21 protein-coding genes and 1 tRNA gene are annotated in these 25,752 nt (G+C 39.9%); 17 read left to right on the forward strand and 5 right to left on the reverse strand.

All coding sequences use genetic code 11. The features are described 5' to 3' along the window. The 11 genes from tuf to MKL32_RS04420 all read left to right on the forward strand — a co-directional run. The coding region (gene tuf, locus MKL32_RS04370) for an elongation factor Tu (protein ID WP_017397316.1) at window positions 1-1,179 on the forward strand (1,179 nt) is incomplete at its 5' end. 54 nt (window positions 1,180-1,233) lie between these two features. Further along, window positions 1,234-1,309: transfer RNA gene (locus tag MKL32_RS04375), tRNA-Trp, on the forward strand. Window positions 1,310-1,385: 76 nt separating this feature from the next. Then, window positions 1,386-1,823, forward strand: a complete 438-nt coding sequence (gene secE / locus MKL32_RS04380) for a preprotein translocase subunit SecE (RefSeq protein WP_004674339.1) — start codon at window positions 1,386-1,388, stop codon at window positions 1,821-1,823. A 7-nt stretch (window positions 1,824-1,830) separates the two neighbouring features. Beyond that, entirely contained in the window at window positions 1,831-2,364 is a 534-nt protein-coding gene (nusG, locus tag MKL32_RS04385) for a transcription termination/antitermination protein NusG (RefSeq protein WP_004916944.1), read from the forward strand. A gap of 111 nt (window positions 2,365-2,475) precedes the next feature. Beyond that, on the forward strand, window positions 2,476-2,904 hold the full coding sequence (rplK, locus tag MKL32_RS04390; RefSeq protein ID WP_004637639.1) for a 50S ribosomal protein L11: 429 nt from the start codon (window positions 2,476-2,478) through the stop codon (window positions 2,902-2,904). 3 nt (window positions 2,905-2,907) lie between these two features. Beyond that, window positions 2,908-3,603 carry a 50S ribosomal protein L1 gene (rplA, locus tag MKL32_RS04395; protein ID WP_004916940.1) on the forward strand — a complete coding sequence of 232 codons (696 nt, stop codon included), beginning with the start codon at window positions 2,908-2,910 and terminating at the stop codon, window positions 3,601-3,603. A 246-nt stretch (window positions 3,604-3,849) separates the two neighbouring features. Further along, a complete protein-coding gene (gene rplJ, locus MKL32_RS04400) occupies window positions 3,850-4,356 on the forward strand; it encodes a 50S ribosomal protein L10 (RefSeq protein WP_004957403.1) in 507 nt (168 codons plus the stop codon). A 42-nt stretch (window positions 4,357-4,398) separates the two neighbouring features. After that, a complete protein-coding gene (rplL, locus tag MKL32_RS04405; protein WP_004916934.1) occupies window positions 4,399-4,770 on the forward strand; it encodes a 50S ribosomal protein L7/L12 in 372 nt (123 codons plus the stop codon). Between the two features lie 308 nt (window positions 4,771-5,078). Beyond that, a complete protein-coding gene (gene rpoB, locus MKL32_RS04410; RefSeq protein ID WP_126131707.1) occupies window positions 5,079-9,167 on the forward strand; it encodes a DNA-directed RNA polymerase subunit beta in 4,089 nt (1,362 codons plus the stop codon). A 149-nt stretch (window positions 9,168-9,316) separates the two neighbouring features. Then, window positions 9,317-13,510 (forward strand): DNA-directed RNA polymerase subunit beta', encoded by a 4,194-nt coding sequence (rpoC, locus tag MKL32_RS04415; protein ID WP_039047955.1) that lies wholly within the window; start codon window positions 9,317-9,319, stop codon window positions 13,508-13,510. A 170-nt stretch (window positions 13,511-13,680) separates the two neighbouring features. Beyond that, window positions 13,681-14,037, forward strand: coding sequence for a hypothetical protein (locus MKL32_RS04420; RefSeq protein ID WP_004916926.1), 357 nt, complete (start codon window positions 13,681-13,683; stop codon window positions 14,035-14,037). Window positions 14,038-14,102: 65 nt separating this feature from the next. Here the strand turns inward: MKL32_RS04420 and MKL32_RS04425 are convergent, their stop codons facing one another. Further along, window positions 14,103-14,588 carry a DUF4442 domain-containing protein gene (locus MKL32_RS04425; protein ID WP_270900259.1) on the reverse strand — a complete coding sequence of 162 codons (486 nt, stop codon included), beginning with the start codon at window positions 14,586-14,588 and terminating at the stop codon, window positions 14,103-14,105. A 114-nt stretch (window positions 14,589-14,702) separates the two neighbouring features. Here MKL32_RS04425 and MKL32_RS04430 point away from each other — a divergent pair, with 114 nt between their 5' ends. The 5 genes from MKL32_RS04430 to htpG all read left to right on the forward strand — a co-directional run bounded on the left by MKL32_RS04430 (window position 14,703) and on the right by htpG (window position 20,668). After that, window positions 14,703-15,578: an alpha/beta fold hydrolase gene (locus MKL32_RS04430; protein WP_005403551.1), complete on the forward strand. Its 876-nt coding sequence runs from the start codon at window positions 14,703-14,705 to the stop codon at window positions 15,576-15,578. A gap of 122 nt (window positions 15,579-15,700) precedes the next feature. After that, window positions 15,701-17,122 carry a Na+/H+ antiporter family protein gene (locus MKL32_RS04435; RefSeq protein ID WP_075696852.1) on the forward strand — a complete coding sequence of 474 codons (1,422 nt, stop codon included), beginning with the start codon at window positions 15,701-15,703 and terminating at the stop codon, window positions 17,120-17,122. A gap of 452 nt (window positions 17,123-17,574) precedes the next feature. Then, a complete protein-coding gene (locus MKL32_RS04440) occupies window positions 17,575-18,159 on the forward strand; it encodes an OmpW/AlkL family protein (protein WP_005403553.1) in 585 nt (194 codons plus the stop codon). Between the two features lie 120 nt (window positions 18,160-18,279). After that, a complete protein-coding gene (locus tag MKL32_RS04445; protein WP_042892076.1) occupies window positions 18,280-18,630 on the forward strand; it encodes a lysozyme inhibitor LprI family protein in 351 nt (116 codons plus the stop codon). Between the two features lie 118 nt (window positions 18,631-18,748). Then, complete coding sequence (gene htpG / locus MKL32_RS04450) at window positions 18,749-20,668, forward strand: molecular chaperone HtpG (protein WP_004916915.1); 1,920 nt, start codon at window positions 18,749-18,751, stop codon at window positions 20,666-20,668. Window positions 20,669-20,763: 95 nt separating this feature from the next. Here htpG and MKL32_RS04455 read toward each other — a convergent pair whose 3' ends face one another. From MKL32_RS04455 to MKL32_RS04470, 4 genes are all read right to left on the reverse strand, one after another. Further along, entirely contained in the window at window positions 20,764-21,885 is a 1,122-nt protein-coding gene (locus MKL32_RS04455; protein WP_204379237.1) for a hypothetical protein, read from the reverse strand. A gap of 172 nt (window positions 21,886-22,057) precedes the next feature. Continuing rightward, the gene (locus MKL32_RS04460; RefSeq protein WP_039048157.1) at window positions 22,058-23,494 is read right to left on the reverse strand and encodes a hypothetical protein; all 1,437 of its coding nucleotides are present in this window, start codon (window positions 23,492-23,494) and stop codon (window positions 22,058-22,060) included. An 11-nt stretch (window positions 23,495-23,505) separates the two neighbouring features. After that, the gene (locus MKL32_RS04465) at window positions 23,506-23,691 is read right to left on the reverse strand and encodes a hypothetical protein (RefSeq protein ID WP_204379157.1); all 186 of its coding nucleotides are present in this window, start codon (window positions 23,689-23,691) and stop codon (window positions 23,506-23,508) included. Window positions 23,692-24,079: 388 nt separating this feature from the next. After that, complete coding sequence (locus MKL32_RS04470; protein WP_042892071.1) at window positions 24,080-24,775, reverse strand: DsbA family oxidoreductase; 696 nt, start codon at window positions 24,773-24,775, stop codon at window positions 24,080-24,082. 174 nt (window positions 24,776-24,949) lie between these two features. On the opposite strand from MKL32_RS04470, the gene MKL32_RS04475 reads away from it, so the two are divergent. After that, window positions 24,950-25,699, forward strand: a complete 750-nt coding sequence (locus MKL32_RS04475; RefSeq protein WP_112987528.1) for a hypothetical protein — start codon at window positions 24,950-24,952, stop codon at window positions 25,697-25,699. Window positions 25,700-25,752: the final 53 nt, after the last annotated feature.

Consider the following 25,752-nt stretch of genomic DNA (forward strand, 5'->3'; position numbering starts at 1 on the left):
AAGTTTGAACGTAATAAACCACACGTAAACGTGGGTACAATTGGTCACGTTGACCATGGTAAAACAACTTTAACTGCTGCGATTGCAACAATTTGTGCAAAAACTTACGGCGGTGAAGCGAAAGATTACTCACAAATCGACTCTGCTCCTGAAGAAAAAGCACGTGGTATTACAATTAATACATCACACGTAGAATACGATTCTCCAATCCGTCACTACGCTCACGTAGACTGCCCGGGCCACGCCGATTATGTTAAAAACATGATTACTGGTGCTGCTCAGATGGACGGCGCGATCCTTGTATGTGCTGCGACTGATGGTCCAATGCCACAAACTCGTGAACACATCCTTCTTTCTCGTCAGGTCGGTGTACCTTACATCATCGTATTCTTAAACAAGTGTGACCTTGTTGATGATGAAGAATTACTTGAATTAGTAGAAATGGAAGTTCGTGAACTTCTTTCTACTTATGACTTCCCAGGTGATGACACTCCAATCATCCGTGGTTCAGCTCTTCAAGCATTAAACGGTAACGACGGCCCTTACGGCGAAGCTTCTGTTCTTGCACTTGTAGAAGCGCTTGATTCTTACATCCCAGAACCAGAGCGTGCAATCGATAAAGCATTCTTGATGCCAATCGAAGACGTATTCTCTATCTCTGGTCGTGGTACAGTAGTAACTGGTCGTGTAGAAGCTGGTATCATCAAAGTTGGTGAGTCTGTTGAAATCGTTGGTATCCGTGATACTCAAACGACTACAGTTACTGGCGTTGAAATGTTCCGTAAACTTCTTGACGAAGGTCGTGCGGGTGAGAACTGTGGTATCTTACTTCGTGGTACTAAGCGTGAAGACGTACAACGTGGTCAAGTACTTGCTAAACCAGGTACAATCAAGCCACACACTAAATTCGATGCAGAAGTATACGTACTTTCTAAAGAAGAAGGTGGTCGTCATACTCCATTCCTTAACGGTTACCGTCCACAGTTCTACTTCCGTACAACTGACGTAACTGGCGCGATCAAATTACAAGATGGCGTAGAAATGGTAATGCCTGGTGACAACGTAGAAATGTCAGTAGAGTTAATCCACCCGATCGCAATGGACCCAGGTCTACGTTTTGCGATCCGTGAAGGTGGTCGTACTGTAGGTGCTGGTGTTGTTGCTAAAGTAACTGCATAAGCCCAATACTGTGTTACACTCAAATCGGAAGCTTCGGCTTTCGATTTGCTTAATAGGTCAGTAGTTCAATTGGTAGAGCGTCGGTCTCCAAAACCGAATGTTGGGGGTTCGAGTCCCTCCTGGCCTGCCACTTTTTTTAAATAAAAAAGCTTGATTCTGGCTAAGTTGTCATATAATAAGTCGCGAATTCAACGACGAGTAAAAAAATGTCGAATGATAAATCGCGTGACGCATTAAGCGACGCGCCAATCCCTCAAAGAAATAATGCAGAAGTTGTAAGTTCAGGTTCGCCATTGGATGCTGTCCTGTGGTTGGTTGCTATTGCTTTGCTAATCGGTTCTGCATTGGTAAATCAGCATTTACCTGCCTATTGGGCGCCTGCAAATGATATTTGGGTGCGCGTTGGGGTAATTTTGGCTTGTATCGTTGTCGCTTTAGGTTTATTATACGCCACCCATCAAGGTAAAGGCTTTGTGCGCTTGTTGCAAGATGCACGAATTGAACTGCGTCGAGTGACTTGGCCGACGAAACAAGAGACGATCACCACTTCGTGGCAGGTGCTCTTGGTAGTAATTATTGCATCTCTAGTGTTGTGGTGCTTTGATTATGGGTTAGGTTGGTTTATTAAGTTAATTATCGGGTAAGAGCGCCATGAAACGTTGGTATATTATTCATGCCTATTCGGGCTTTGAAAAACAAGTGTTGCGTTCGCTTAATGAACGTATTCAACGTAGCACGGTAGCTGACAGCTTTGGTGAAGTCCTGGTTCCTACTGAAGAAGTAGTTGAAATGAAGGATGGTAAGAAACGTAAATCTGAACGTAAATTCTTTCCAGGCTATGTGTTAGTCGAAATGGAAATGAATGATGATACTTGGCACATTGTAAAAGAATGTCCAAAGGTTCTTGGTTTTATCGGTGGTACGCCAGAAAAACCAGCGCCAATCACACAACGTGAAGCTGATGCGATTCTTGCTCGTGTACGTAATACTGGTGAGGCACCGCGTCCTAAGACGATGTTTGAACCAGGTGAAGAATTGCTCGTTATTGATGGTCCGTTCACTGACTTTAAAGGAGTCGTGGAGGAAGTTCAGTACGAAAAGTCACGTTTAACGTTGACGATTAATGTATTTAATCGACCAACTCAAGTTGAACTTGAATTTCGACAAGTCGAAAAAACAGTTTAATTTCAGTTGTTTGAAAAGCGCCCGATTTGATCGGGCATTGTTGTTGTAATGTTTCGGCGTTACTTATTTTTTTGGGGAGCCTAACGGCGTCTGTACCCAGAGGTAATTTCAATGGCTAAGAAGATTGACGGCTATATCAAGCTGCAAGTTCCAGCTGGTAAAGCGAATCCATCTCCACCAATTGGTCCTGCTTTAGGTCAACGTGGTGTAAACATCATGGCATTCTGTAAAGAATTCAATGCTGCTACACAAAAACTTGAAGTTGGTTTGCCAATTCCTGTCGTGATCACTGTGTACAACGATAAGTCGTTCACTTTCATCATGAAAACTCCACCTGCATCTATTCTTCTTAAGAAAGCTGCTGGTATTCAAAAGGGTTCTTCTGTACCTAACAAAACTAAAGTTGGTAAGTTGACTCGTGCTCAATTAGAAGAGATTGCGACTACTAAAGAACCAGATTTAACTGGTGCTGATTTAGACGCTCGTGTGCGTACCATTGCTGGTTCTGCACGTTCTATGGGCTTGGAAGTGGAGCTATAAGACATGGCAAAGTTAACTAAACGTCAAAAAGCCATTGCTGCTGCTGTAGAAGCAAACAAAGTTTATACTTTGGAAGAAGCAGTACAAGTTCTTAACAGCCTTCCAGCTGCGAAGTTCAAAGAATCTTTAGATATCGCTGTAAACCTTGGCGTAGATCCACGTAAATCTGATCAGGTTGTTCGTGGTGCGACTACTTTACCAGCAGGTACAGGTAAAACTGTACGTGTTGCAGTATTTGCTCAAGGTGCTGCTGCTGAAGCTGCGAAAGCTGCTGGCGCTGATATCGTTGGTTTTGATGATCTTGCTGAAAGCATTCAAGGTGGAAACCTTGATTTTGACGTAGTAATTGCTGCTCCTGATGCAATGCGCGTTGTTGGTAAGCTTGGTACTATTCTTGGTCCACGTGGTTTAATGCCAAACCCGAAAGTGGGTACGGTTACTCCAGACGTTGCTAACGCAGTTAAAAATGCTAAATCTGGTCAAGCACGTTACCGTGTTGACAAAGCGGGTATCATCCACGCTGCGATTGGTCAGCTTGGCTTTAGCGAAGAAGCTGTACGTCAAAACGTTGAAACTTTAATTGCAGACTTGAAAAAATTAAAGCCTGCTACTTCTAAAGGTGTATACGTTAAAAAGATCACTTTAAGCTCAACTATGGGTCCTGGTCTTACTGTTGACGTAAACAACGTTTCTAAGTAATTAGACAGAATTTTAAAGCCTCAGACTCTTTTTTTAAAAGAGTTTGAGCAAACTTTGAATTGATAAATGAATATTTATCAGCGTCAAAGACCTCAGGTGAGAAGTGTTTTCGAACATTTTTCTTAATCTACCAGCCTGAGTAGACGTGGTGGTGTGATTTGTTCCTCCTCCACGTGTAAGTCGAAAGGCTTACGAATTGGGAGTGCATCTTTATAGATGCATAAATCACCGTTAGGAGGTTTTACAATGGCTCTTCTTATCGAAGGCAAAAAACAGATCGTTGCAGAAGTAAGCGAAGTTGCTTCTAAAGCGTTTTCTGTTGTTGTGGCTAACTATCAAGGTTCAAGCGTAGAGCAATTAACAACACTTCGTGTTGAAGCTCGTAAGTTAGGTGTGACGACTCGTATCGTTCGTAACACTTTGGCTAAGCGCGCATTAGAAGGTACTCAATTCGATATCTTAAATGACAACCTTGTTGGCCCAACCATTCTCGGTTTCTCTACTTCTGAAGATGACATGGGTGCAGCTGCACGCTTGTTCGAAGAATTTGCGAAAACTAACAAAGCATTTGAACTTAAAGCTGCTGCATTTGATGGCAAGGTTTATCAAGGTGCTGAAGTTAGTGTGATTGCAAACCTTCCGAACCAAGAAAAAGCGCTTACTATGCTTGCGTCTGTTCTTCAAGCTCCTATTTCGAAATTGGGTCGCCTCATTACAGCGCTCAAAGAGAAAAACGAGTCAGAAGCAGCTTAATCCTATTTTCACACCATTCAATATCCATTTGGAGTTATTCTCATGGCTTTAACAAACGAAGAAATCTTAAACGCAGTTGCTGAAAAAACAGTTCTTGAACTTGTTGAATTAATTTCTGCTTTCGAAGAAAAATTTAACGTATCTGCTGCTGCTGTAGCTGTTGCTGCTGCTCCAGGCGCTGGTGCTGCTGCTGCTGAAGAACAAACTGAATTCAACGTTGAGTTGACTTCTTTCGGTGCTAACAAAGTTGCTGTAATTAAAGCAGTTCGTGAAGCTACTGGTCTTGGTCTTAAAGAAGCTAAAGACCTTGTTGAAGGCGCTCCAGCTGTTCTTAAAGAAGCTGTTTCTAAAGAAGAAGGCGAAGAGCTTAAGAAGAAGCTTGAAGAAGCTGGTGCTACAGTTACACTTAAGTAATTCTGTAGGGAGTCGATTTTTTTATAATCGGCTCCAAAAAATGGCTGATGGCTCTTGGGTCATCAGCCTTTTTGCGTTACAATAATCGGCTCGTTTTTTGTTAGTTTTGCATATTTTGTGCAGATTTTTATAGAAAACAAATAAAATCAAATGCTTACCAATATTTTTTTGCTTATAAAAATATTGTTAAGCGTTTTGATACCACTAAAAATTGCAGCATTTGTAAACAGTGGTGGCCATATCGGCCTGCGTAATTCCTTCTAGGCCCGTTCTGCAGGCGGGCTTAGTTTACTTTCCGAGGACTCCAGATGGCATACTCATATACCGAAAAGAAACGGATCCGTAAGAATTTTGGTAAATTGCCCCACGTAATGGAAGCACCGTACTTACTTTCGATTCAGGTCGATTCGTATCGTACATTCTTACAAGGTGGTAAAACTCCAAAAAATCGCGAAGATATCGGTCTCCAAGCCGCATTTCGTTCAGTTTTTCCTATTGAAAGTTATTCTGGCAATGCTGCTTTAGAATTTGTTGAGTATAGCCTTGGTAAACCCGAGTTTGACGTGCGTGAATGTATTTTACGTGGTTCGACTTATGCGGCACCAATGCGTGTAAAAATTCGTTTGATCATTAAAGATCGCGAAACGAAATCAATCAAAGATGTTCGTGAACAAGAAGTGTACATGGGCGAAATGCCGCTCATGACCGACAACGGTACTTTCGTTATTAACGGTACTGAACGTGTAATTGTATCTCAATTACACCGTTCACCAGGCGTATTCTTTGATCATGATAAGGGTAAAACACACTCAAGCGGTAAAGTGTTGTATTCAGCACGTATCATTCCTTACCGTGGTTCATGGTTAGATTTTGAATTCGATGCAAAAGATTTAGTTTTCGTACGTATTGACCGTCGTCGTAAATTGTTGGCGACTGTGATCTTACGTGCTTTAAATTATAGCAATGAACAAATCTTGAATTTGTTCTATGAAAAAGTACCTGTATATCTTGATATGGGTAGCTATCAAATTGACCTCGTTCCAGATCGCTTACGTGGTGAAATGGCGCAATTTGATATCTTGGACAACGATGGTAAAGCAATCGTTGAGCAAGGTAAGCGTATTAATGCACGTCATGTACGCCAAATGGAAGCAGCTAACTTAGCTAAGCTTTCTGTACCTGATGAATATTTATATGAGCGTATTACAGCTGAAGACATCACACTTAAGAATGGTGATGTGATTCCTGCAAATACCGTACTTAGCCATGAAATTATGGTGAAATTGGCTGAAGGTGGTGTTAAACAATTTAACATCCTATTCACTAATGACATCGATCGTGGTTCGTTCATTGCAGATACATTACGTGCAGATACAACAACAGGTCGTGAAGAAGCGCTTGTTGAAATCTATAAAGTAATGCGTCCAGGTGAACCACCGACAAAAGAAGCAGCAGAGAACTTATTTAATAACTTATTCTTCTCTTCTGAACGTTATGACCTTTCTCCAGTAGGTCGTATGAAGTTTAACCGTCGTTTGGGTCGTCCTTACGAAGTGGGTACTAATCAGAAGTCACGTGAAGTTGAAGGTATTTTATCGCATGACGATATCATTGATGTACTTCGTACATTAGTTGAGATCCGCAATGGTAAAGGTGAAGTCGACGATATCGATCACTTGGGTAACCGTCGCGTACGTTCTGTTGGTGAAATGACAGAAAACCAATTCCGTGTTGGTTTGGTTCGTGTTGAACGTGCTGTGAAAGAGCGTTTAAGCCAAGCTGAAACTGATAACTTGTCTCCACAAGATTTAATCAACGCGAAACCAGTTGCTGCGGCAATCAAAGAATTCTTTGGTTCAAGCCAGTTATCTCAGTTCATGGACCAAAACAACCCATTATCTGAGATTACACATAAACGTCGTGTGTCTGCGCTTGGTCCTGGCGGTTTGACACGTGAACGCGCAGGCTTCGAAGTGCGTGACGTACATCAAACTCACTATGGTCGTGTTTGTCCAATTGAAACACCTGAAGGTCCAAACATTGGTTTGATCAACTCGCTTTCTGTCTATGCTAAAGCGAATGACTTCGGTTTCTTGGAAACACCATACCGTAAAGTTGTAGACGGTCGTGTTACAGATGAAGTTGAATATTTATCTGCAATTGAAGAAGTAGGCACTGTCATTGCACAAGCCGACTCAGCAGTGGATAAAGATGGCAACTTGACTGAAGAAATGGTTTCTGTACGTCATCAAGGTGAATTCGTACGTATGTCGCCTGAGCGCGTAACGCATATGGATGTTTCTGCACAGCAGGTTGTTTCTGTTGCAGCGTCATTAATTCCATTCCTTGAACACGATGACGCAAACCGTGCATTGATGGGTTCGAACATGCAACGTCAGGCTGTTCCTACACTTCGTGCTGACAAACCACTTGTCGGTACGGGTATGGAAGCAAACGTAGCACGCGACTCAGGTGTATGTGTGATCGCGGGTCGTGGTGGTGTAATTGAATATGTTGATGCATCTCGTATCGTTATTCGTGTGAACGAAGATGAAATGATTGCAGGTGAAGCAGGTGTGGATATTTACAACCTGATCAAATATACACGTTCAAACCAAAATACATGTATTAACCAAAATGTCATCGTAAACTTGGGCGACAAAGTTGCTCGTGGCGATATTTTGGCTGACGGTCCATCGACTGACATGGGTGAACTTGCGCTAGGTCAAAACATGCGCGTCGCGTTCATGACATGGAACGGTTATAACTATGAAGACTCGATCTTACTTTCTGAGCGTGTGCTTCAAGAAGACCGTTTAACGTCGATTCATATTCAAGAATTGTCATGTGTAGCGCGTGATACTAAGTTAGGTGCAGAAGAAATTACTGCTGATATTCCTAACGTCGGTGAAGCTGCACTGTCTAAACTTGATGAGTCAGGTATTGTTTATATCGGTGCTGAAGTTACTGCAGGTGATATTCTTGTTGGTAAGGTAACACCTAAAGGTGAAACTCAGTTAACACCTGAAGAAAAACTACTTCGTGCAATCTTTGGTGAAAAAGCGGCTGACGTAAAAGATTCATCTTTACGTGTTCCATCTGGCACTAAAGGTACAGTAATTGACGTTCAAGTCTTCACACGTGATGGTTTAGAAAAAGATGAACGTGCGCAAGCAATTGAGAAAGCTCAGCTTGATGCATACCGTAAAGACTTGAAAGAAGAATACAAAATCTTCGAAGAAGCAGCACGTGAGCGTATTGTTCGTTTGTTGAAAGGTCAAGAATCTAACGGTGGTGGTTCGACTAAACGTGGTGAGAAGCTTTCAGAAGATATGTTGTCTGGTCTAGAGTTAGTTGATCTACTTGAAATCCAACCAACAGATGAAGCAATTGCTGAGCGTTTAACTCAAATTCAAGTGTTCTTGAAAGAAAAGAGCCATGAAATTGATGAAAAATTTGCTGAGAAGAAACGTAAACTTTCTACAGGTGATGAGTTAACAACTGGTGTATTGAAAGTTGTTAAGGTTTACCTAGCAGTTAAACGTCGTATCCAACCTGGTGATAAGATGGCGGGTCGTCACGGTAACAAGGGTGTTGTATCAAACATCTTACCAGTTGAAGATATGCCACATGATGCCAATGGTGTGCCAGTTGATATCGTATTGAACCCACTCGGTGTACCATCGCGTATGAACGTGGGTCAGATTCTTGAAACTCACTTAGGTATGGCAGCAAAAGGTTTGGGTGAGCAGATTGATAAAATGCTCAAACAACAACGTACAATTGCCGAGTTACGTTCATTCCTTGACAAGATTTATAATAAAGTGGGTGGTGAGCAAGAACAGCTTGACACACTAACTGACGAAGAGATCTTGAAGCTTGCAGGTAATTTACGTGCTGGTGTGCCTTTGGCAACTCCAGTATTTGATGGTGCTGAAGAGTCACAAATCAAAGAGTTACTTGAGCTTGCAGAGTTACCACGTTCTGGTCAACAAATCTTGTTTGATGGACGTACAGGTGAACAGTTTGATCGTCCAGTAACTGTCGGTTACATGTACATGCTTAAGTTGAACCACTTGGTTGACGATAAGATGCATGCACGTTCAACTGGTTCTTACTCACTTGTGACACAACAACCGCTTGGTGGTAAAGCACAATTCGGTGGTCAGCGTTTCGGTGAGATGGAAGTATGGGCACTTGAAGCATATGGTGCAGCATATACCCTCCAAGAAATGCTCACTGTGAAGTCGGATGACGTCGAAGGTCGTACACGCATCTATAAGAACATTGTAGATGGAAACCATTATATGGATCCGGGTATGCCTGAATCGTTCAACGTATTGACCAAAGAGATCCGTTCTTTAGGTATCAACATTGAACTGAAAAATGGTGACTAATTAGCCATTAATTCTCCTAGTTTCCACTCGAAAAGGGTGGGGGCTTCCCTCCTGAGAAAAGGAGGGGTTGAGGGAGGGTTGTTCAGTTAAAAAACAATATTTGTGACCCAGTCAGGTAAGCCTAGCTTCCTGACACACGGAGAAAAAAATTGAAAGACTTGCTCGATATCATGCGTAAGAAAACGGATTCAGAAGGTCATGCACCGATTGAATTTGACCGTATCCGTATTGGTCTTGCGTCACCAGAGATGATTAAGTCATGGTCTCACGGTGAAGTTAAAAAGCCTGAAACCATTAACTACCGTACTTTTAAACCTGAACGTGACGGTTTGTTCTGTGCCAAAATCTTTGGTCCAGTAAAAGATTACGAATGCTTGTGTGGTAAATACAAGCGTATGAAATATAAAGGCGTCATTTGTGAAAAATGTGGCGTTGAAGTAACGACTGCTAAAGTTCGTCGTGAACGTATGGGTCACATTGAACTTGCTTCTCCAGTTGCACACATTTGGTTCTTGAAATCATTACCGAGCCGTATTGGTTTACTTCTTGATATGACATTACGTGATATCGAGCGCGTATTATATTTCGAATCTTATGTCGTTACTGATCCTGGTATGACTCCGTTTGAAAAGTATCAACTTTTAACGGATGAAGAATATTACAATGCACTTGAAGAGCACGGTGATGAATTCACAGCGAAAATGGGTGCAGAAGCTGTTCAAGACTTGTTGAAAGACATCGATCTTGAAGCTGAAATTGCTCGTTTACGTGAAGAGATTCCACAAACGACTTCAGAGACGAAACTTAAAAAAGCGTCTAAACGTTTGAAGTTGATGGAAGCATTCAAAGAATCAAACAATAAGCCTGAATGGATGGTGATGAATGTACTTCCAGTACTTCCACCAGACTTACGTCCGCTTGTACCACTTGAAGGTGGTCGTTTCGCGACTTCAGACTTAAACGATCTATATCGTCGTGTGATTAACCGTAACAACCGTTTGAAACGTCTTCTCGACCTTGCTGCACCAGACATTATCGTACGTAACGAAAAACGTATGTTACAAGAGTCTGTTGATGCATTGCTTGATAACGGTCGTCGTGGTCGTGCGATTACAGGTTCGAACAAACGTCCATTGAAATCTTTGGCTGATATGATCAAAGGTAAACAAGGTCGTTTCCGTCAAAACTTACTTGGTAAACGTGTTGACTATTCTGGTCGTTCGGTCATTACCGTAGGTCCTACTTTACGTCTTCACCAATGTGGTCTTCCGAAGAAAATGGCGCTTGAATTATTCAAACCATTTATTTTCGCGAAACTACAAGCATCTGGTCAAGCAACAACCATTAAAGCTGCGAAGAAAATGGTTGAACGTGAGACTCCGGAAGTTTGGGACGTTCTTGCATCTGTAATTCGTCAACATCCAGTAATGTTGAACCGTGCGCCAACACTTCACCGTTTAGGTCTTCAAGCATTTGAACCTATTCTTATTGAAGGTAAGGCAATCCGTCTTCACCCGCTCGTCTGTGCTGCGTTCAACGCCGACTTCGACGGTGACCAAATGGCGGTACACGTTCCATTGACACTTGAAGCACAGTTAGAAGCTCGTGCATTGATGATGTCAACAAACAATATCTTGTCACCAGCAAACGGTGAGCCAATCATCGTTCCTTCTCAGGACGTTGTCTTGGGTCTTTACTACATCACTCGTGATGCAGTAAACGCGAAAGGTGAAGGCATGGTGTTTGCGGATACTCACGAAGTAAACCGTGCACTTGCAACTGGTCAAGTTGCGATCCATGCTCGTGTTAAAGTACGTGTGCATCAAACGGTTATCAATGAAAATGGTGAGCGTGAACAGCAAACTATTATTGTTGATACAACACCAGGTCGTTGCTTACTTTGGGAAGTTGTTCCAGAAGGTTTAAGCTTTGACATGATCAACCTTGAGATGACTAAAAAGAACATCTCTAAGTTAATCAACTCTTGCTACCGTAAACTTGGTTTGAAAGATACAGTTATCTTCGCTGACCAATTAATGTACTTGGGTTTCCGTCAAGCGACTCGTTCAGGTGTATCTGTAGGTATGGAAGACATGTTAATTCCACCTACGAAACACACAATTATTGACAAAGCGGAAACAGAAGTTCGTGAAATCGAACAACAGTTCGAACAAGGTTTCGTAACTGCTGGTGAACGTTATAACAAAGTTGTCGATATTTGGGCGCGTACAAACGACCAAGTTGCTAAAGCAATGATGGATAACTTGTCTTATACACTTGTGAAAAACAAACAAGGTGAAGACGAGAAGCAAAAATCATTCAACAGTATCTATATGATGTCTGACTCTGGTGCCCGTGGTAGTGCGGCTCAGATTCGTCAGCTTGCAGGTATGCGTGGTTTGATGGCAAAACCGGATGGCTCGATTATTGAGACTCCAATTAAAGCGAACTTCCGTGAAGGTTTGACAGTACTCCAGTACTTCATTTCAACACACGGTGCGCGTAAAGGTTTGGCCGATACTGCATTGAAAACTGCGAACTCTGGTTACTTGACTCGTCGTCTTGTAGACGTGGCACAAGACTTAGTAATTACTGAGCCAGATTGTGGTACAAGTGGTGGTCTAGTGATGACTCCATTCATTCAGGGTGGTGATGTCATCGAGCCATTACGTGACCGCGTATTAGGTCGTGTAACTGCTGAAGATGTACGTCGTGCATCTGATGATGAAGTTGTATTACCTCGTGGTACGTTAATTGACGAGAAAATCGCAGCTCAGCTTGAAGAAGCGGGTGTCGATGAAGTTAAAGTACGCTCAGTAATTGCATGTGAATCTACATTCGGTGTGTGTGCTCGTTGTTATGGTCGTGACCTTGCACGTGGTCACTTGGTGAATCCAGGTGAATCAGTGGGTGTAATGGCTGCTCAGTCAATTGGCGAACCTGGTACACAGTTAACGATGCGTACGTTCCACGTTGGTGGTGCTGCGAGCCGAACTTCTGCTGCGAACAGCGTTCAAGTACGTAACAAAGGTACTGTACGTTTCCACAATGTGAAAACTGTACAACATGCCAAAGGTCACTTAGTGTCAGTTTCTCGTTCAGGTGAAATTGGTATTGCGGATGACTTAGGTCGTGAGCGCGAGCGTTATAAACTTCCTTACGGTGCCAGCATCTTGTTGAAAGATGGTGAGACTGTAGAAGCTGGCGGTATCGTAGCGACTTGGGATCCACATACACATCCACTTGTTACAGAAGTTGCGGGTAAAGCACGTTTCAGCCAAATCGCTGATGGTGTAACTGCTACCTCTAAGACTGATGATGCAACAGGTATGACGACTGTTGAAATCTTGCCAGTAACAGCACGTCCTGCGTCTGGTAAAGATTTACGTCCTGCGATCGTGTTGGATACAACAGATGGCGGCGAACAGTTCTACTTCTTGCCACAAAATACAATCGTGACTGTCCGTGATGGCGAAACGATTGGTGTGGGTGATGTAATCGGTCGTGTACCACAAGAATCTTCGCGTACTCGTGATATTACCGGTGGTCTTCCACGCGTTGCAGACTTGTTTGAAGCACGTAAACCAAAAGAGCATGCGATTTTGGCAGAAGTGTCTGGTATCGTAAGCTTTGGTAAAGAGACCAAAGGTAAGAACCGTTTAGTGATCACACCAGATGATGGTTCGGAGATCTACGAAGAGTTGATTCCTAAATGGCGTCAAATCAACGTGTTCGAGGGTGAGCATGTGAACCGTGGTGAAACCATTTCTGATGGTCCACAAAACCCACATGACATCTTACGTTTGAAAGGCGAAGTTGCTTTAACAAACTACATCGTGAACGAAGTTCAAGACGTTTACCGTCTCCAAGGTGTAAAAATCAACGATAAGCACATTGAAGTCGTCGTACGTCAAATGTTGCGTAAAGTTGAAATCACTGATGGTGGCGATACAAGCTTTATTAAAGGCGAACAAGTGGATTACATCCGTGTTGTTCAAGAGAACCAAGCTGTCTTGGCTCAGAACAAGTTCCCTGCGAAGTTTGAACGTCAATTGATGGGTATTACTAAAGCGTCGCTTTCTACTGACTCGTTCATCTCTGCTGCATCGTTCCAGGAAACAACACGTGTGTTAACTGAAGCTGCTGTAACAGGTAAAGAAGATGATTTACGTGGCTTGAAAGAAAACGTTGTTGTTGGTCGTTTGATTCCTGCTGGTACAGGTCTTGCGTATCACCTAGAACGTCGTCGTCAAGAAGCGGAAGCTGCTGAGTTTGAACTTCACAATGATTTCAGTGAAGTTGATCAAGCGTTTAGTCAAGCGTTAAATTCAGATCAATTCTAATTATGAGTTGATCCAAAAAAAGCACCTTCGGGTGCTTTTTTTATTGGTTTAAGATTGAGTTTAAATTTACAAATATTAAAGCATTAGCTAACTCAAATTACATAACATGATCAAAGTCCACATAAAAGAAGATTATTATTTTTAACATACAGAACAGGAGAGTATCCGTCATGAAAAAAACAATTGGTGTTGTTTCTGCTTTAGTCATATCAACGGTTATGTTTACAGGTTGTCAAAATATGAGTGCATCAGACCAGCGTATCGGTGCAGCAGCCTTGGGTGGTGCAGTAGGTGGTGGTGTTGGTAACCATGTTGGTGGTGGTCTAGGTGCGGGTGTAGGTGCAGCAGCTGGTGCTGGTGTAGGGGCAAATACCCAAGGTGGTAGTAGCCGTACGACTACAAGTAGTGCTATTGGAGCAGGTATTGGTTCAGTTGTAGGTAAAGCGTTATTAGGTGGTGATTCTGGTGCTGCAATAGGTGGTGCGATCGGTGGTGGTGCAGGTGCTGCCATCCAAGAAAAGAAATAATCTCTAATTTCGTAATAAAAAATGCCTGTGATTCCTCTCAGGCATTTTTTATCTAGCTGTATAGATTAAGTAGTAGCTTTAGCCTTTTTTCTACGAATGTATAAGGTTTTCTCGACTTCTGCGATCCGAGTACCAGCTTCATCCACAATATTTAAAGTATATGATCGAAGTACAGGTTCGTGATTTTCAGCTAATCGTTTAATTTTGCTAATTTCGTCTGCGCTGATCAGTATATCAGCATAAACAGTGCTTCGACCTGGTGATAAAAAATTGATTGCAGCACTTTTATCCCACACAATGTATTTGTTACCCAAATGATGCATCAAAATAAGCATATAAAAGGGATCAACCATAGAGTACAAGCTGCCACCAAAATGTGTTCCAACGATATTTCGATTTTTTCGAGTAAGCGGCATTTTGATTCGAATGAAATAATTGTCGAGATCAATCGTTTCAATTGCTATTCCTGCACCGCGATAGGGTGAGTAATGATTGATCATAAATTTTGAAACGGCTGGAATGGTTCGAATTTTTCTGAAAAAGTTTTTCATGGTCAATTTTTTTTCTGATAACTCTATTCATACTCCATAAATATCATTTTTATTGTATCGCTGGCAATGGCTGTTTAGTTGACCAAGCCACTTGAAAACAAAATGGGAAAAATTATGCAACCACAAGTAAAAACTGTCACAACTTCTGATCAGCAAACACTGTGTGTGAAGACATGGGGCGATGAGAAAAAAACACCATTGGTTTTAGTACATGGTTATCCAGATAATCAGGAAGTTTGGGAGCCAATTATTGAAAAGCTTGTCAATCATTATTTTATTGTAACTTATGATGTGCGTGGTGCAGGTTTATCTTCTATTCCAAAACGTATCAAAGACTATCGTCTACCGCGTTTGTCATTAGATTTACAAGAAGTGGTAGATCAAGTTTTACCAAATCGTAATTTTCATATGGCAGCCCATGATTGGGGTTCATTACAATCTTGGGAATCGGCAACTGAGCCTAAACTTAAAGGTCGTTTGTTGTCTTATACAACGATCTCTGGGCCTTGCTTAGATCATGCTTCTTTATATTTGCGTGAAAAGTTTAAATCAGCACCAGCAAATGTTCTGAAAATGCTGACAAAATCATGGTATATCGGTGCATTCCATTTACCACTCATTGCACCTACAGTTTGGACTTTCTTCAGTCCAGAAAAATGGGGCAAAATCTTGAATGGATTAGAGAAAAAACAAGATTTACCATTAAATGCAAATATTGTTGCAGATGGTAAATACGGAATTAACTTATATCGTGCAAACTTTATTCCTTCTTTAACTCAACCACGCCAACGTTATGCGCAATGCCCAGTACAAGCAATTGTATTGCGTCATGATGCATTTGTTAGTCCAGAATATATTACTGAGTCTATGCCGAAGTGGGTTGAAAAGTTCGAATATACTGAACTTGATGCGAATCATTGGGCTGTCATCAGCCAACCTGAGAAAATTGCTGAACTTATTCGTGGTTTTATTCAGCGTCAGGCTGCTTAAGATTGAACGATATTTAACAATAAAAATCACATAAGATTTACGCACTTTATTCGGCGATATTTTCAGCTTCATCTCAATGAATCTGCTAGAATGTCGCCTTTCTTTTGCTCCTACTTTTTTTCATGAATGCTGTCGTAATCGCGATTGCCGTGATGTTTATACTGTCACTGGCACGAGTTTCTGTTGTTCTCACTTTAGTGATTTCAGCCATTATTGGTGGTTTAGTTGCAGGTTTGAGTCTTTCCCAAACTGTGGAAGCATTTAATACTGGTTTAGGTGATGGTGCTGAAGTTGCCTTAGCGTATGCAGTATTAGGTGCGTTTGCTTTAGCACTTTCTAAATCAGGTTTACCTGACTTACTTGCGCATAAATTGATTGGTTTACTGGGCTTTGAAGCAAGTAAAAATCAAGAAAAAAAGGTGAAGTATCTTTTATTAACCATTTTGTTAATTGCAGCAATCTTTTCGCAAAACTTAATCCCAGTTCATATCGCCTTTATCCCTGTACTGGTACCTCCATTGCTGAAAGTCATGAACCATCTAAAATTGGATCGTCGTGCGGCAGCATGTGTGCTAACGCTTGGTTTAGTGGGAACATATATTTTCCTGCCTGTTGGTTTTGGTGCGATTTTCCTTGAACAGATTTTGATGGGAAATATTAACAAAATTGGTGCAGCGTATGGTTTGCATGTCGAACGCAGTATGATGCCGATTGGAATGGCTATTCCTGTTTTAGGAATGGTTCTTGGTACGCTTGTGGCAGTGTTTGTGAGTTACCGTAAGCCACGAGAATACGTAGATCGTACAATCATAACGGTAAAAACTATTGATTTAGATAAACCATTGCGTACAACATCTCAAGTTGAGCATGATCTCAAAGCCGATGCTGAAGAGCTTCGACATGAAGCAGAAAATGTACCGACAATTTCTAAGAAAACCATGTTTATGGCTTTGCTTGCAATTGTGCTGACTCTGGTTGCACAACTGTATTCTGGTTCTATGATTCTAGGTGGATTGGTTGGATTTGCTGTGCTATCCGCTTCTGGAATTTTTAAATGGCAAGATGCGGATGATGTTTTTGTGCAAGGCATGCGGATGATGGCATTGGTAGGCTTCATCATGATTTCTGCTGCTGGATTTGCATCAGTCATGACGCATACAGGCGATATTAATCAATTGGTAAATGGTGTGGTCAATATCATTGGTGATAATCATGCATTAGCTGCATTTCTGATGTTATTTATCGGCTTATTTGTTACGATTGGGATTGGATCATCTTTTTCAAGTGTGCCTGTATTGGCTGTTATTTATGTACCGTTGTGTGTGCAATTTGGATTTTCACCATTGGCGACGATTGCATTGATCGGTACAGCCGCAGCTTTGGGAGATGCAGGATCTCCAGCATCGGATTCAACTTTGGGACCAACGGCTGGTTTAGGTGTGGACGGTCAACATGATCATATTTGGGATACGGTCGTTCCAACATTTATTCATTTTAATATTCCTCTTTTGATCTTTGGCTGGATTGCAGCCATGATTCTATAATAATCTTTCTAAATAAAGGTCCTGATTAAGGGCCTTATTTTTTGTGAATTAAATTACGTATTTTATTTATTTAATATCTTGGTTAACTGATTTTAAAATAATCATGTTATATTTTTCGTCTCTTTTTTATTCTATTAAAATAATGATGACTTTATATTAAAAATTGTGGATTTATTATTTTTAAGTAGAATTAAATTCTATTTTTTAAATAAATTTATCAGTCTTTATTAATGGTTAATTCTGATAAAATTGCTTGGTTTTATAGGCGTTTATCTTGACCTAAATGGTCTGGATTAAAGTTATATTACATATTTTAACAATTATATTTTTTTGTTATTCAATGGATTGGATAAATAATTAAAATAGTCGGATTTTATCTCTATTGTATAATAATGTGAACTGGTGTTTATTATATTGGGCAAGAACATAATTTTTTAAATGAGGTTATTTAAATGTTAAAGAAAGTTTTAGTGGTCGCATTATTGGGGTTATCTTCAACTGCATTTGCAGGAGGTTTTCAAATTAAAGTGGGTGCGAGTTTAATTGACCCAACAGCAGATACAACGCTTGCACCTGGTGCTACGGTAAAAGGGGATCATGAATTTGCATTTACACCGTCAGTTGAATATTTCTTTGGTGATACACCGTTTTCTGCTGAAGTGTTATTAGCTGATCCTATTAATCACGATGTTTTATTAAATGGTGAAAAGGTTGCAAGTGTGCGCCAATTACCACCAACAATTACAGCAAAATATAATTTTAAAAATTCAACTCGTTTCACTCCTTATATTGGTGTCGGTGGTACAGCATTTATTGCATGGCATGAAAAAGGCGTGGCGGACGACGTAAAAAATGCATACGGTGTTGCAGGTCAGTTAGGTTTCAATTTCCAACCTGCTGATGCGAAAAACTGGGGTGTTTACTTTGATGCACGTTATGCAGACATTAGCCCTAAAGTTAAATTAGTTGATGGTACTAAATTTAAATTAGACTTGAATCCAATGGTCTATACCCTCGGTTATAGCTATAAATTCTAAGTCATCTAGTTGTGCAAGCCTCACAGTATGTGGGGCTTTTTTTATATTAAAAACCTATATAAAAATAAAAGAACTGCTCGTATGATAAATAGAATTCACTATATTTATGTGTGATTTGATATGAAATTTAAATTAGGGTGTATTGGGTTTATTTTGTTTCCATTATTTATTTCATCTGTGGAAGCTGCTAGTTTTCCATGCCATCAAGCAAAATCAACGGTTGAACATCAGATTTGTAATCAACGAGAATTAAATGATGCCGATGTAAAGTTGGCAACAACTTATCAAATTATCTTGCATGCTCTTCCAATGGGAGGGCGTGATGCTGAAAAAGATAAGCAGTTTCAATGGTTGAAACAGCGTAATCGTTGCGGTGCGAAAACATTATGTTTGAGTAAAGCATATTTACAAAGACAACAACAACTTGATCGTATCCTACAAGATCGCGTGTTGAGTCAGGGACCTTTCTAGCTCACGTAAATTTGAGTGATTTAGATAAAAAATTGCATTTTAAGGATTGAAAAATTTTAGTTATACACCATTCATAGATCATTCCAAATTGATAAGCCTCACAAATAAGGAGTGATTTATGAGTGAACAAGCATCACAAAATTATAGTTTCCAAGCTGAAGTTGCTCAGTTATTGCATTTAGTGACGCATTCTCTCTATTCAAACCCAGAAATTTTCTTACGTGAACTCATTTCGAATGCATCAGATGCATGTGATAAATTACGTTTTGAGGGAATTAATCATCCCGAATATTATGAAAATGATCCAAATTTACGAGTGCGTCTGACTTTAGACAAAGAAAATAAAACGCTTACAATTTCAGACAATGGTATCGGTCTAAGCCAACAAGAAGCGATTGATAATTTAGGTACGATTGCAAAATCAGGTACAAAAGATTTTATGTCTAAGCTGACTGGTGATCAGAAAGCAGATGCGCAATTGATCGGTCAGTTTGGTGTTGGTTTTTATTCAGGTTTTATTGTTGCGGATAAAATCACTGTCGAATCTCGTCGTGCTGGTTTAGCTTCAACAGAAGCGGTACGTTGGATTAGTGGTGGAACAGGTGAGTTTGAGGTTCAAAGCATTGATAAAGCAACACGCGGTACAGATATCATCTTGCACCTACGTGATGATGCACTGGATTATTTAGAATCTTGGAAAGTAAAACAAATCGTTAATAAATATTCTGACCATATTAGCTTGCCAATCGAAATGCAAAAAGAAGTCTGGCAAGAGGAAGAGACTGCTGAGGGCGAAGAGCCTAAAGGTGGTCAAATGGTCAAAACAGATGAATGGGAAGTGATTAACTCTGCGAGTGCATTATGGACACGTAGCAAGAGTGAAATTACTGAAGAACAGTACATCGAGTTTTACAAAAATTTAAGTCACGACTTTGCAGAACCATTGGCTTGGGCACATAACCGAGTTGAGGGAAGTACTGAATATACGCAATTGTTGTATATCCCAAGTCAAGCAAAACAAGATTTATTTACCCGTGAAGCAAAAGCTGGCATTAAGCTATATGTGAAACGTGTTTTCATCATGGATGAAGCAGATAATTTGATTCCAAATTATTTACGATTTGTACAAGGTGTTGTGGATAGTGCTGATTTGCCATTGAACGTCAGCCGAGAGTTATTGCAAGAAAGCCGTGATGTTAAAACTATTCGTGAAGGGAATGCACGCCGTGTATTAACCTTATTAGATAGTTTAGCTAAATCTGAAGATGAAAAAGATCAAGAGAAATTCAAAAAATTCTATGCGGAATTTGGATCTGTACTAAAAGAAGGTCTAGGCGAAGACTTTGGTAATCGTGAGCGCATTTTGAAATTATTGCGTTACGCAACGTCGACTAATGATGAGGTTGTAACGTCTTTTGCTGACTACAAGTCGCGTATGAAAGAAGGTCAGAAGGCTATTTATTATGTGACGGCTGAAAGTTTGAATGCTGCTAAAAACTCTCCTCAACTTGAAGTATTTAAGAAAAAAGGCATTGAAGTATTGCTGATGGCAGATCGTGTTGATGATTGGGCGATGAATTTTGTCCATGAGTTCGAAGGTACGCCGTTACAGAATGTTTCAAAGGGTGCTGTTGACTTAGGTGATTTACAAGATGCTGAAGAGAAAAAAGCGCTTGAAGAGGCAGCTGAGCAGTTTAAACCTGTCATCGATCGCTTGAGTGCTTCACTCAAAGAGAAAACTAAAGAAGTCCGTGTGACTACACGTTTAGTGGATTCTCCAGCATGCTTAGTAACTAGTGAGGGTGAGCTCTCACCTCAGTTGGTACGTATGCTTAAACAAGCAGGACAAGCAGTTCCAGAGATTAAGCCTACCCTTGAAATTAATCCTGAACATCCACTGGTGAAAAAGTTAGAAAGTTCTGAGCAATTTGATGACTTAGCGAATGTGATTTTTGATCAGGCTGTTATTGCGGAGGGTGGTTTACCTGAAGATCCAGCAGCATATGTAAAACGAATCAATAGCCTACTATTGAAGTAGTTTTATCTCATCTGATAGCAAAAAACCTCTAAGTGATTAGAGGTTTTTTGCTATGGATAAACTTAAAGTTATCCACAAGATCGCTGTTAATTTCATCAAAACAAACTTTCAAACCGAACAAATGTACTGACGTAATGGCTTCGATCTTCACGATGGTCGTTAAAATAATTGAGATCTCCTTGTACATAGAACCATTCGCGCCAAAGAGGTTGTCGCCAAGATACAAAAGGTCCCCAACTATTTAGACGTAAATCGTTGTTATCGTAATAGCCACCCGTGTAAATACCGTACTTAAAACTATTGTGTGCAAAAAATTGGTGTTGGCGGAATGTACGGTTGTCCCATCGTAGATCATCATCTTGTGTATCAGCATAGGTCAAACTGAGTTGATTTGATAAAAAAGGTTGATTGGGGCGTGCGTGAATCAGTTCTAAATTTGTTCGAAGATAGTTTTCACTTTTACTTCCATAACGATAGATTTGTTCAGCATTGAAATTAAAGTCATGATCTAAATCCCAATATTTTTTTGCTCTCAAACGTAAATAAACATCATCACCAGAGCGAATACCGATATCTGCATCGGTATCAAATGGTAGTCGTTTGGAGAAATTTGACCAACGTAATGCGATTGATCCATTACTGTCTCTAGTTTGTTTTGAATCAAATTTTTTATCAGGATCTTGATTCGGTTGAGTGTTGGTATTGGCAACATTGTTGTCAAACTCATCATCAAGGGAGTCATCACCAAAAACCACACTGAATTTTTTTTCTAATGTTGGTAGTTTGATTTTTCCACGAATACGAGGTTTAACCTCATATTGATCATATTTATTCCAATAATTATCAACCAAGACCCGAATGGTAGCTGAAGCAGGCTTTTCTGGATCTACATCTCCAAACCAATCATCAATTTTGACAGAAGTTCGATCTGCCCAATTCCGAATATCTTTTTGTTTGCGATCAATCCAGGTTCTATCTTCTGTTTCTGAAGTTGGTGGAACGATAGGTTGATCAGAATGTTCAGGAAGTATAGTAGGTGTAGCATCGACCCATTTAGGTATATAACTTAATAGATTTGCCGAGTCTGATGCATGAGCTTGTTCACCCTGAACGGATGTTTCTTCAGTGGCGTAAGTGGCTTGAGTTATTACGCCGAATGGAAGAGCCAAAAGTGTTGGAACAAGGGCGATAGGGACCGTTTTAAAAAAAGTATTCATAATTTAAGCTTATATATTGTTCTTCTTTTCACTCTTTATTATTTCGTTATTAAAATCAATATTTAGACACAAAAAACAGCAATTTATCAGAGAGCTATACAAATAAACTTTTAAAAAAATAAGCCACATTCTGAGATGAATGTGGCTATATAAGTCTTGTGATAGATTTTTGTTATGCTGAAACGTCCGCCTTAGCTAAAGCATCATACAAGGCGTGGACTGAGATCGGTTGAGCTAAACTACTAATCACTTGTCGAATCAATTGCCATGTATAGCCATTTGTACGATCAAGTAATAAGAATGGATAGGCTTGGTCTTCAGAGGAAAGTTTGATGCGTTCTAAGCCATGTATCACACGAATTTTTTGACGTTCTTTTAACAGAATAATTGGTGTAAGGAAATTAGCCGCTGTTTCATCAAAAGGAATGAACTTCTGTGTATTGATAAATGATGCTGGAATATATGGATAAGCATCTTCATCACGTTGCCAAACTGTATGACCATTCATGATGCATTCATTAAACAACGTTTCATGTTGATGATAGTGCTGTTTAAAGGTCGTCCAATGTGTCTGATGTATGGAGCTGGTACGCGTATGGCGTTGATCAGTGTAGGTTTGTAAAACACTCGTTGCATATTCAACGCTGTGTGTACCAATTAAGACAACATAATGTGAAAATTGACCTTGTGCATAGAGTTGTTCAGCTAAAAAGATTTGAGCTGTTTCCCAAATTGGTTGTTCATCATTTTCAGCTTTTAAATATAACCAATCAATTTTAATGTTTTGATCAATCTCATCATGTAGATCTACATGATACAAAGATGGAAAAACTTTTGGATCTACACGTTCAAGTCGGCAAACTAAACCATCTAGATTAAATTCTGTATTTAGGGGTTTAATTTTTTCTAGATTCGCAGTCGGTCGAGAAGCGGATTTAAAACTTGGTTTTGGTCTGCTTGCAACTGATGGTGTCGAAGGTGCAATTGGTGGTGCAGTTTGTAATTTTTCTTGAATAATCGCTTCAAGCTGTGCATCGAAATTCGCAGTTTTCTCTTTAAGCACCGTTAACACATCCTTGGTTTCAGTTTGAGTTGCCTTTGTTGTTGAATCTAACCCAGCTTCACTGATTGGTTCTAAGATTGGAATGATTTGTTTTAGCTGCTCATCAGTTTTGACATATTGCTTAGCGTGTTTAGTTAACCATTCTAAAGCTTCTTTGCTTGAGTCCATCCACGGACTTTTCAAAAATGACAAAGCAGGGCGAACCACCCATACTTGCCAATGATTAGCTTGGCGTAAGGTTGCCCATCCCATATCAGGAGCAGCAAATAAAGCATGCTCAATTTTTTCTGAGAAGTTATATGTGCCGTAATAAGTCATCGAAAAACCATATGCAGCAAGTTCCTCAGATGGGACTTCTTCTTGTTGTATATATTGTTTGAACTGCGCTAATTCTTCTTGAAAAAGAGGGTCATTACATGATGCGCAAATGTCTTTAATTCTTTTTTTTGATTTGGCAATTTCAAAAAGCGAAGCTTTATTATCATTAAGCCCAACAATAAGATGTTTGAGCTCATCAACCAATAATGCTTTCTCTAATACGTCCATTGCTTATTTCCTTAGAGATAGGCTTGAGCCTGTTTTAAATAATAAGTAAGTACAACATTGACAGCATCTTCAAGCAATTTGTATTCAGTCGTGGTTGCCAAAGTGTGCTGTTTTGCCAATGTTACAAGCTGTTCTACACATATTTGTTCTGGTTGAATCTGACCGTTTATTAAGGCTTGTAACTCTTGCATTTCCATAACAAAAGATTGTCACTTTATGACGATTATAGAAGAAAAATGCGTAAAATCTATAGTGCCTAAGTTATTCAAATTCTGTATTTAAATTTGCTAAATCGAGATTTAGATCATACTTTTAGCTTTAAAACTGCTACGTATTAAAAGATAGAATCGGATAATTAGATGGCTATACACAAAGATATCTATAAATTTAAATTCTTTATGTGAGCTTCATCACAAAGCCTGTAGTCAAAACTTGATCAAAGTAATTACAGGATTTGTTTCATATTATTTAGTGCAATAAAAATGCCTGATTTGTGATCAATAATGATTGGAATTGTATTGATTTTTACATGCGTGGAGCGCATAGGTTTCGGGGTGAACCGAAACCTATGAGATGAATGATGTCTTAATGTTTGATTTCACAAGATTCATCATTACATTGAGCTGAGTTGTCCTGCTCAATGCTTTCTACTGATGTGGTTTGTGCTTGTTGAAGTGCTTGTAAAAAGATTTCTCGAGGCTGTGCGCCCGAAAGTGCAAGTTTCTGATCAAAAACAAAGAAAGGAACGCCTGTGACCTTCAATTGCTCATGTGCAATTTTTTCATCATGACGTACAAAGTCAGCTAATTCATCTGAATCTAACACGTATTCAACTTCAGCATTGTCTAAACCAATACGTGAAGCAATTTCCTCAACAACTTCTCGCTCACCAATCGCCAAACCTTCAGTCATATAAGCATGGAAAAAAGCTTCTTTTGCTTCATTACCTAAACCTTTGCTTTGTGCCAAATGAATGATGCGGTGAGCGTTAAAACTATTCCCAGAGTTGGCTTTTTGCCATTGGAAATCGATGCCTTCAGTCGCTGCCATAGCGGCGACATTACGCTCCATTTCTTCCATCTCTGCATAACTACGTCCATACTTTTGCGCGAGACGTTCAGTATTTGAAACCTCGTGTTTTGTAGGGGCGTCAGGATCAAGTTCAAAGCTATGCCAATGAATATCTAGCTCAATGCCTGCTTGTTCAGCTACATGTTCAAGACGCTTTTTTCCGATGTAACAGAAAGGACAAACTACATCTGACCAAATATCAACGCGCATAAAATTTCTCTTCAATTATCGTTAAAAGAGATAATAGGGGCGTAGTTGCTGAATTTAAAGCGATTAAAATGTAATGCTCCGTTACGAGAAGTGAAATAAAAACTATATATATTGTTTTCTTATTGATTAAACTGACTTTAACAACAAAAAATAAAATGAAGCTAGGGAGGCTTTATGCGCCGTATTTTAATGATTCTCGGTGTGATCGTGGTATGTATAGGGGCATTTTTCATCTATCAAAATAATTCAAAACAGCGAACAATTCAAAATCAGAAAATGTTTGATGTCGTGATGGCAGAAAAAATGCGTGAGCTATATATCCAAGCACAGGATTGGTCAACGCCCGTACAATTGGAGGTTGAGGATGATCGGCTATCTGGTGATTATCAGTTGATGTCGGAGTTTCTACTGAATTATTGGAAGGAGAATATTGAGGCGCGTAATCACTATTTACGTCAATTAAAAGCAGCGCAGTGGGATGCATTTTTAGATGTAGAAAGATTGGAGCGTGATAGTAAATCAAACTATAAAGAAACAGAGCAAATGTTTAGCGATGTTCGCCGTGCATCATTAGAGTACGATAAAAAGCGTCAGCAGATACAATCTCAAGCTTTAGCTGATGCCAAAGAACTTTCTCTAGATGCTGACTTACAGCAACGCCTACAACAGAAACTCGCCAAGAATCTGCATGTTGATCCAGCTCAAGATATTTTTGCTATAGAACAGCAAATCATTGAAAAAGCCCAAGCGATGTTTGATTTGTTAAAAAAATATGAATGGCAGCGACAAGGAAAACTTATTTTGTTTCATGAATCTGCTCAAGTCCGCAAATTCAATACGTTATACCAAGATGTTTTAAAGCTAAATGCTCAAATAGAGAAAATTAAAAATAACAATGTTGCTGTTTTAGAAAAAGAGCTCTAGGTTATTTAGACGATAATGGTTTGAACTAAATTAAAAGTTTTTGAGGAGAGCTG

The organism is Acinetobacter sp. AOR34_HL, assembly GCF_027854795.1.
Taxonomy (GTDB): domain Bacteria; phylum Pseudomonadota; class Gammaproteobacteria; order Pseudomonadales; family Moraxellaceae; genus Acinetobacter; species Acinetobacter junii.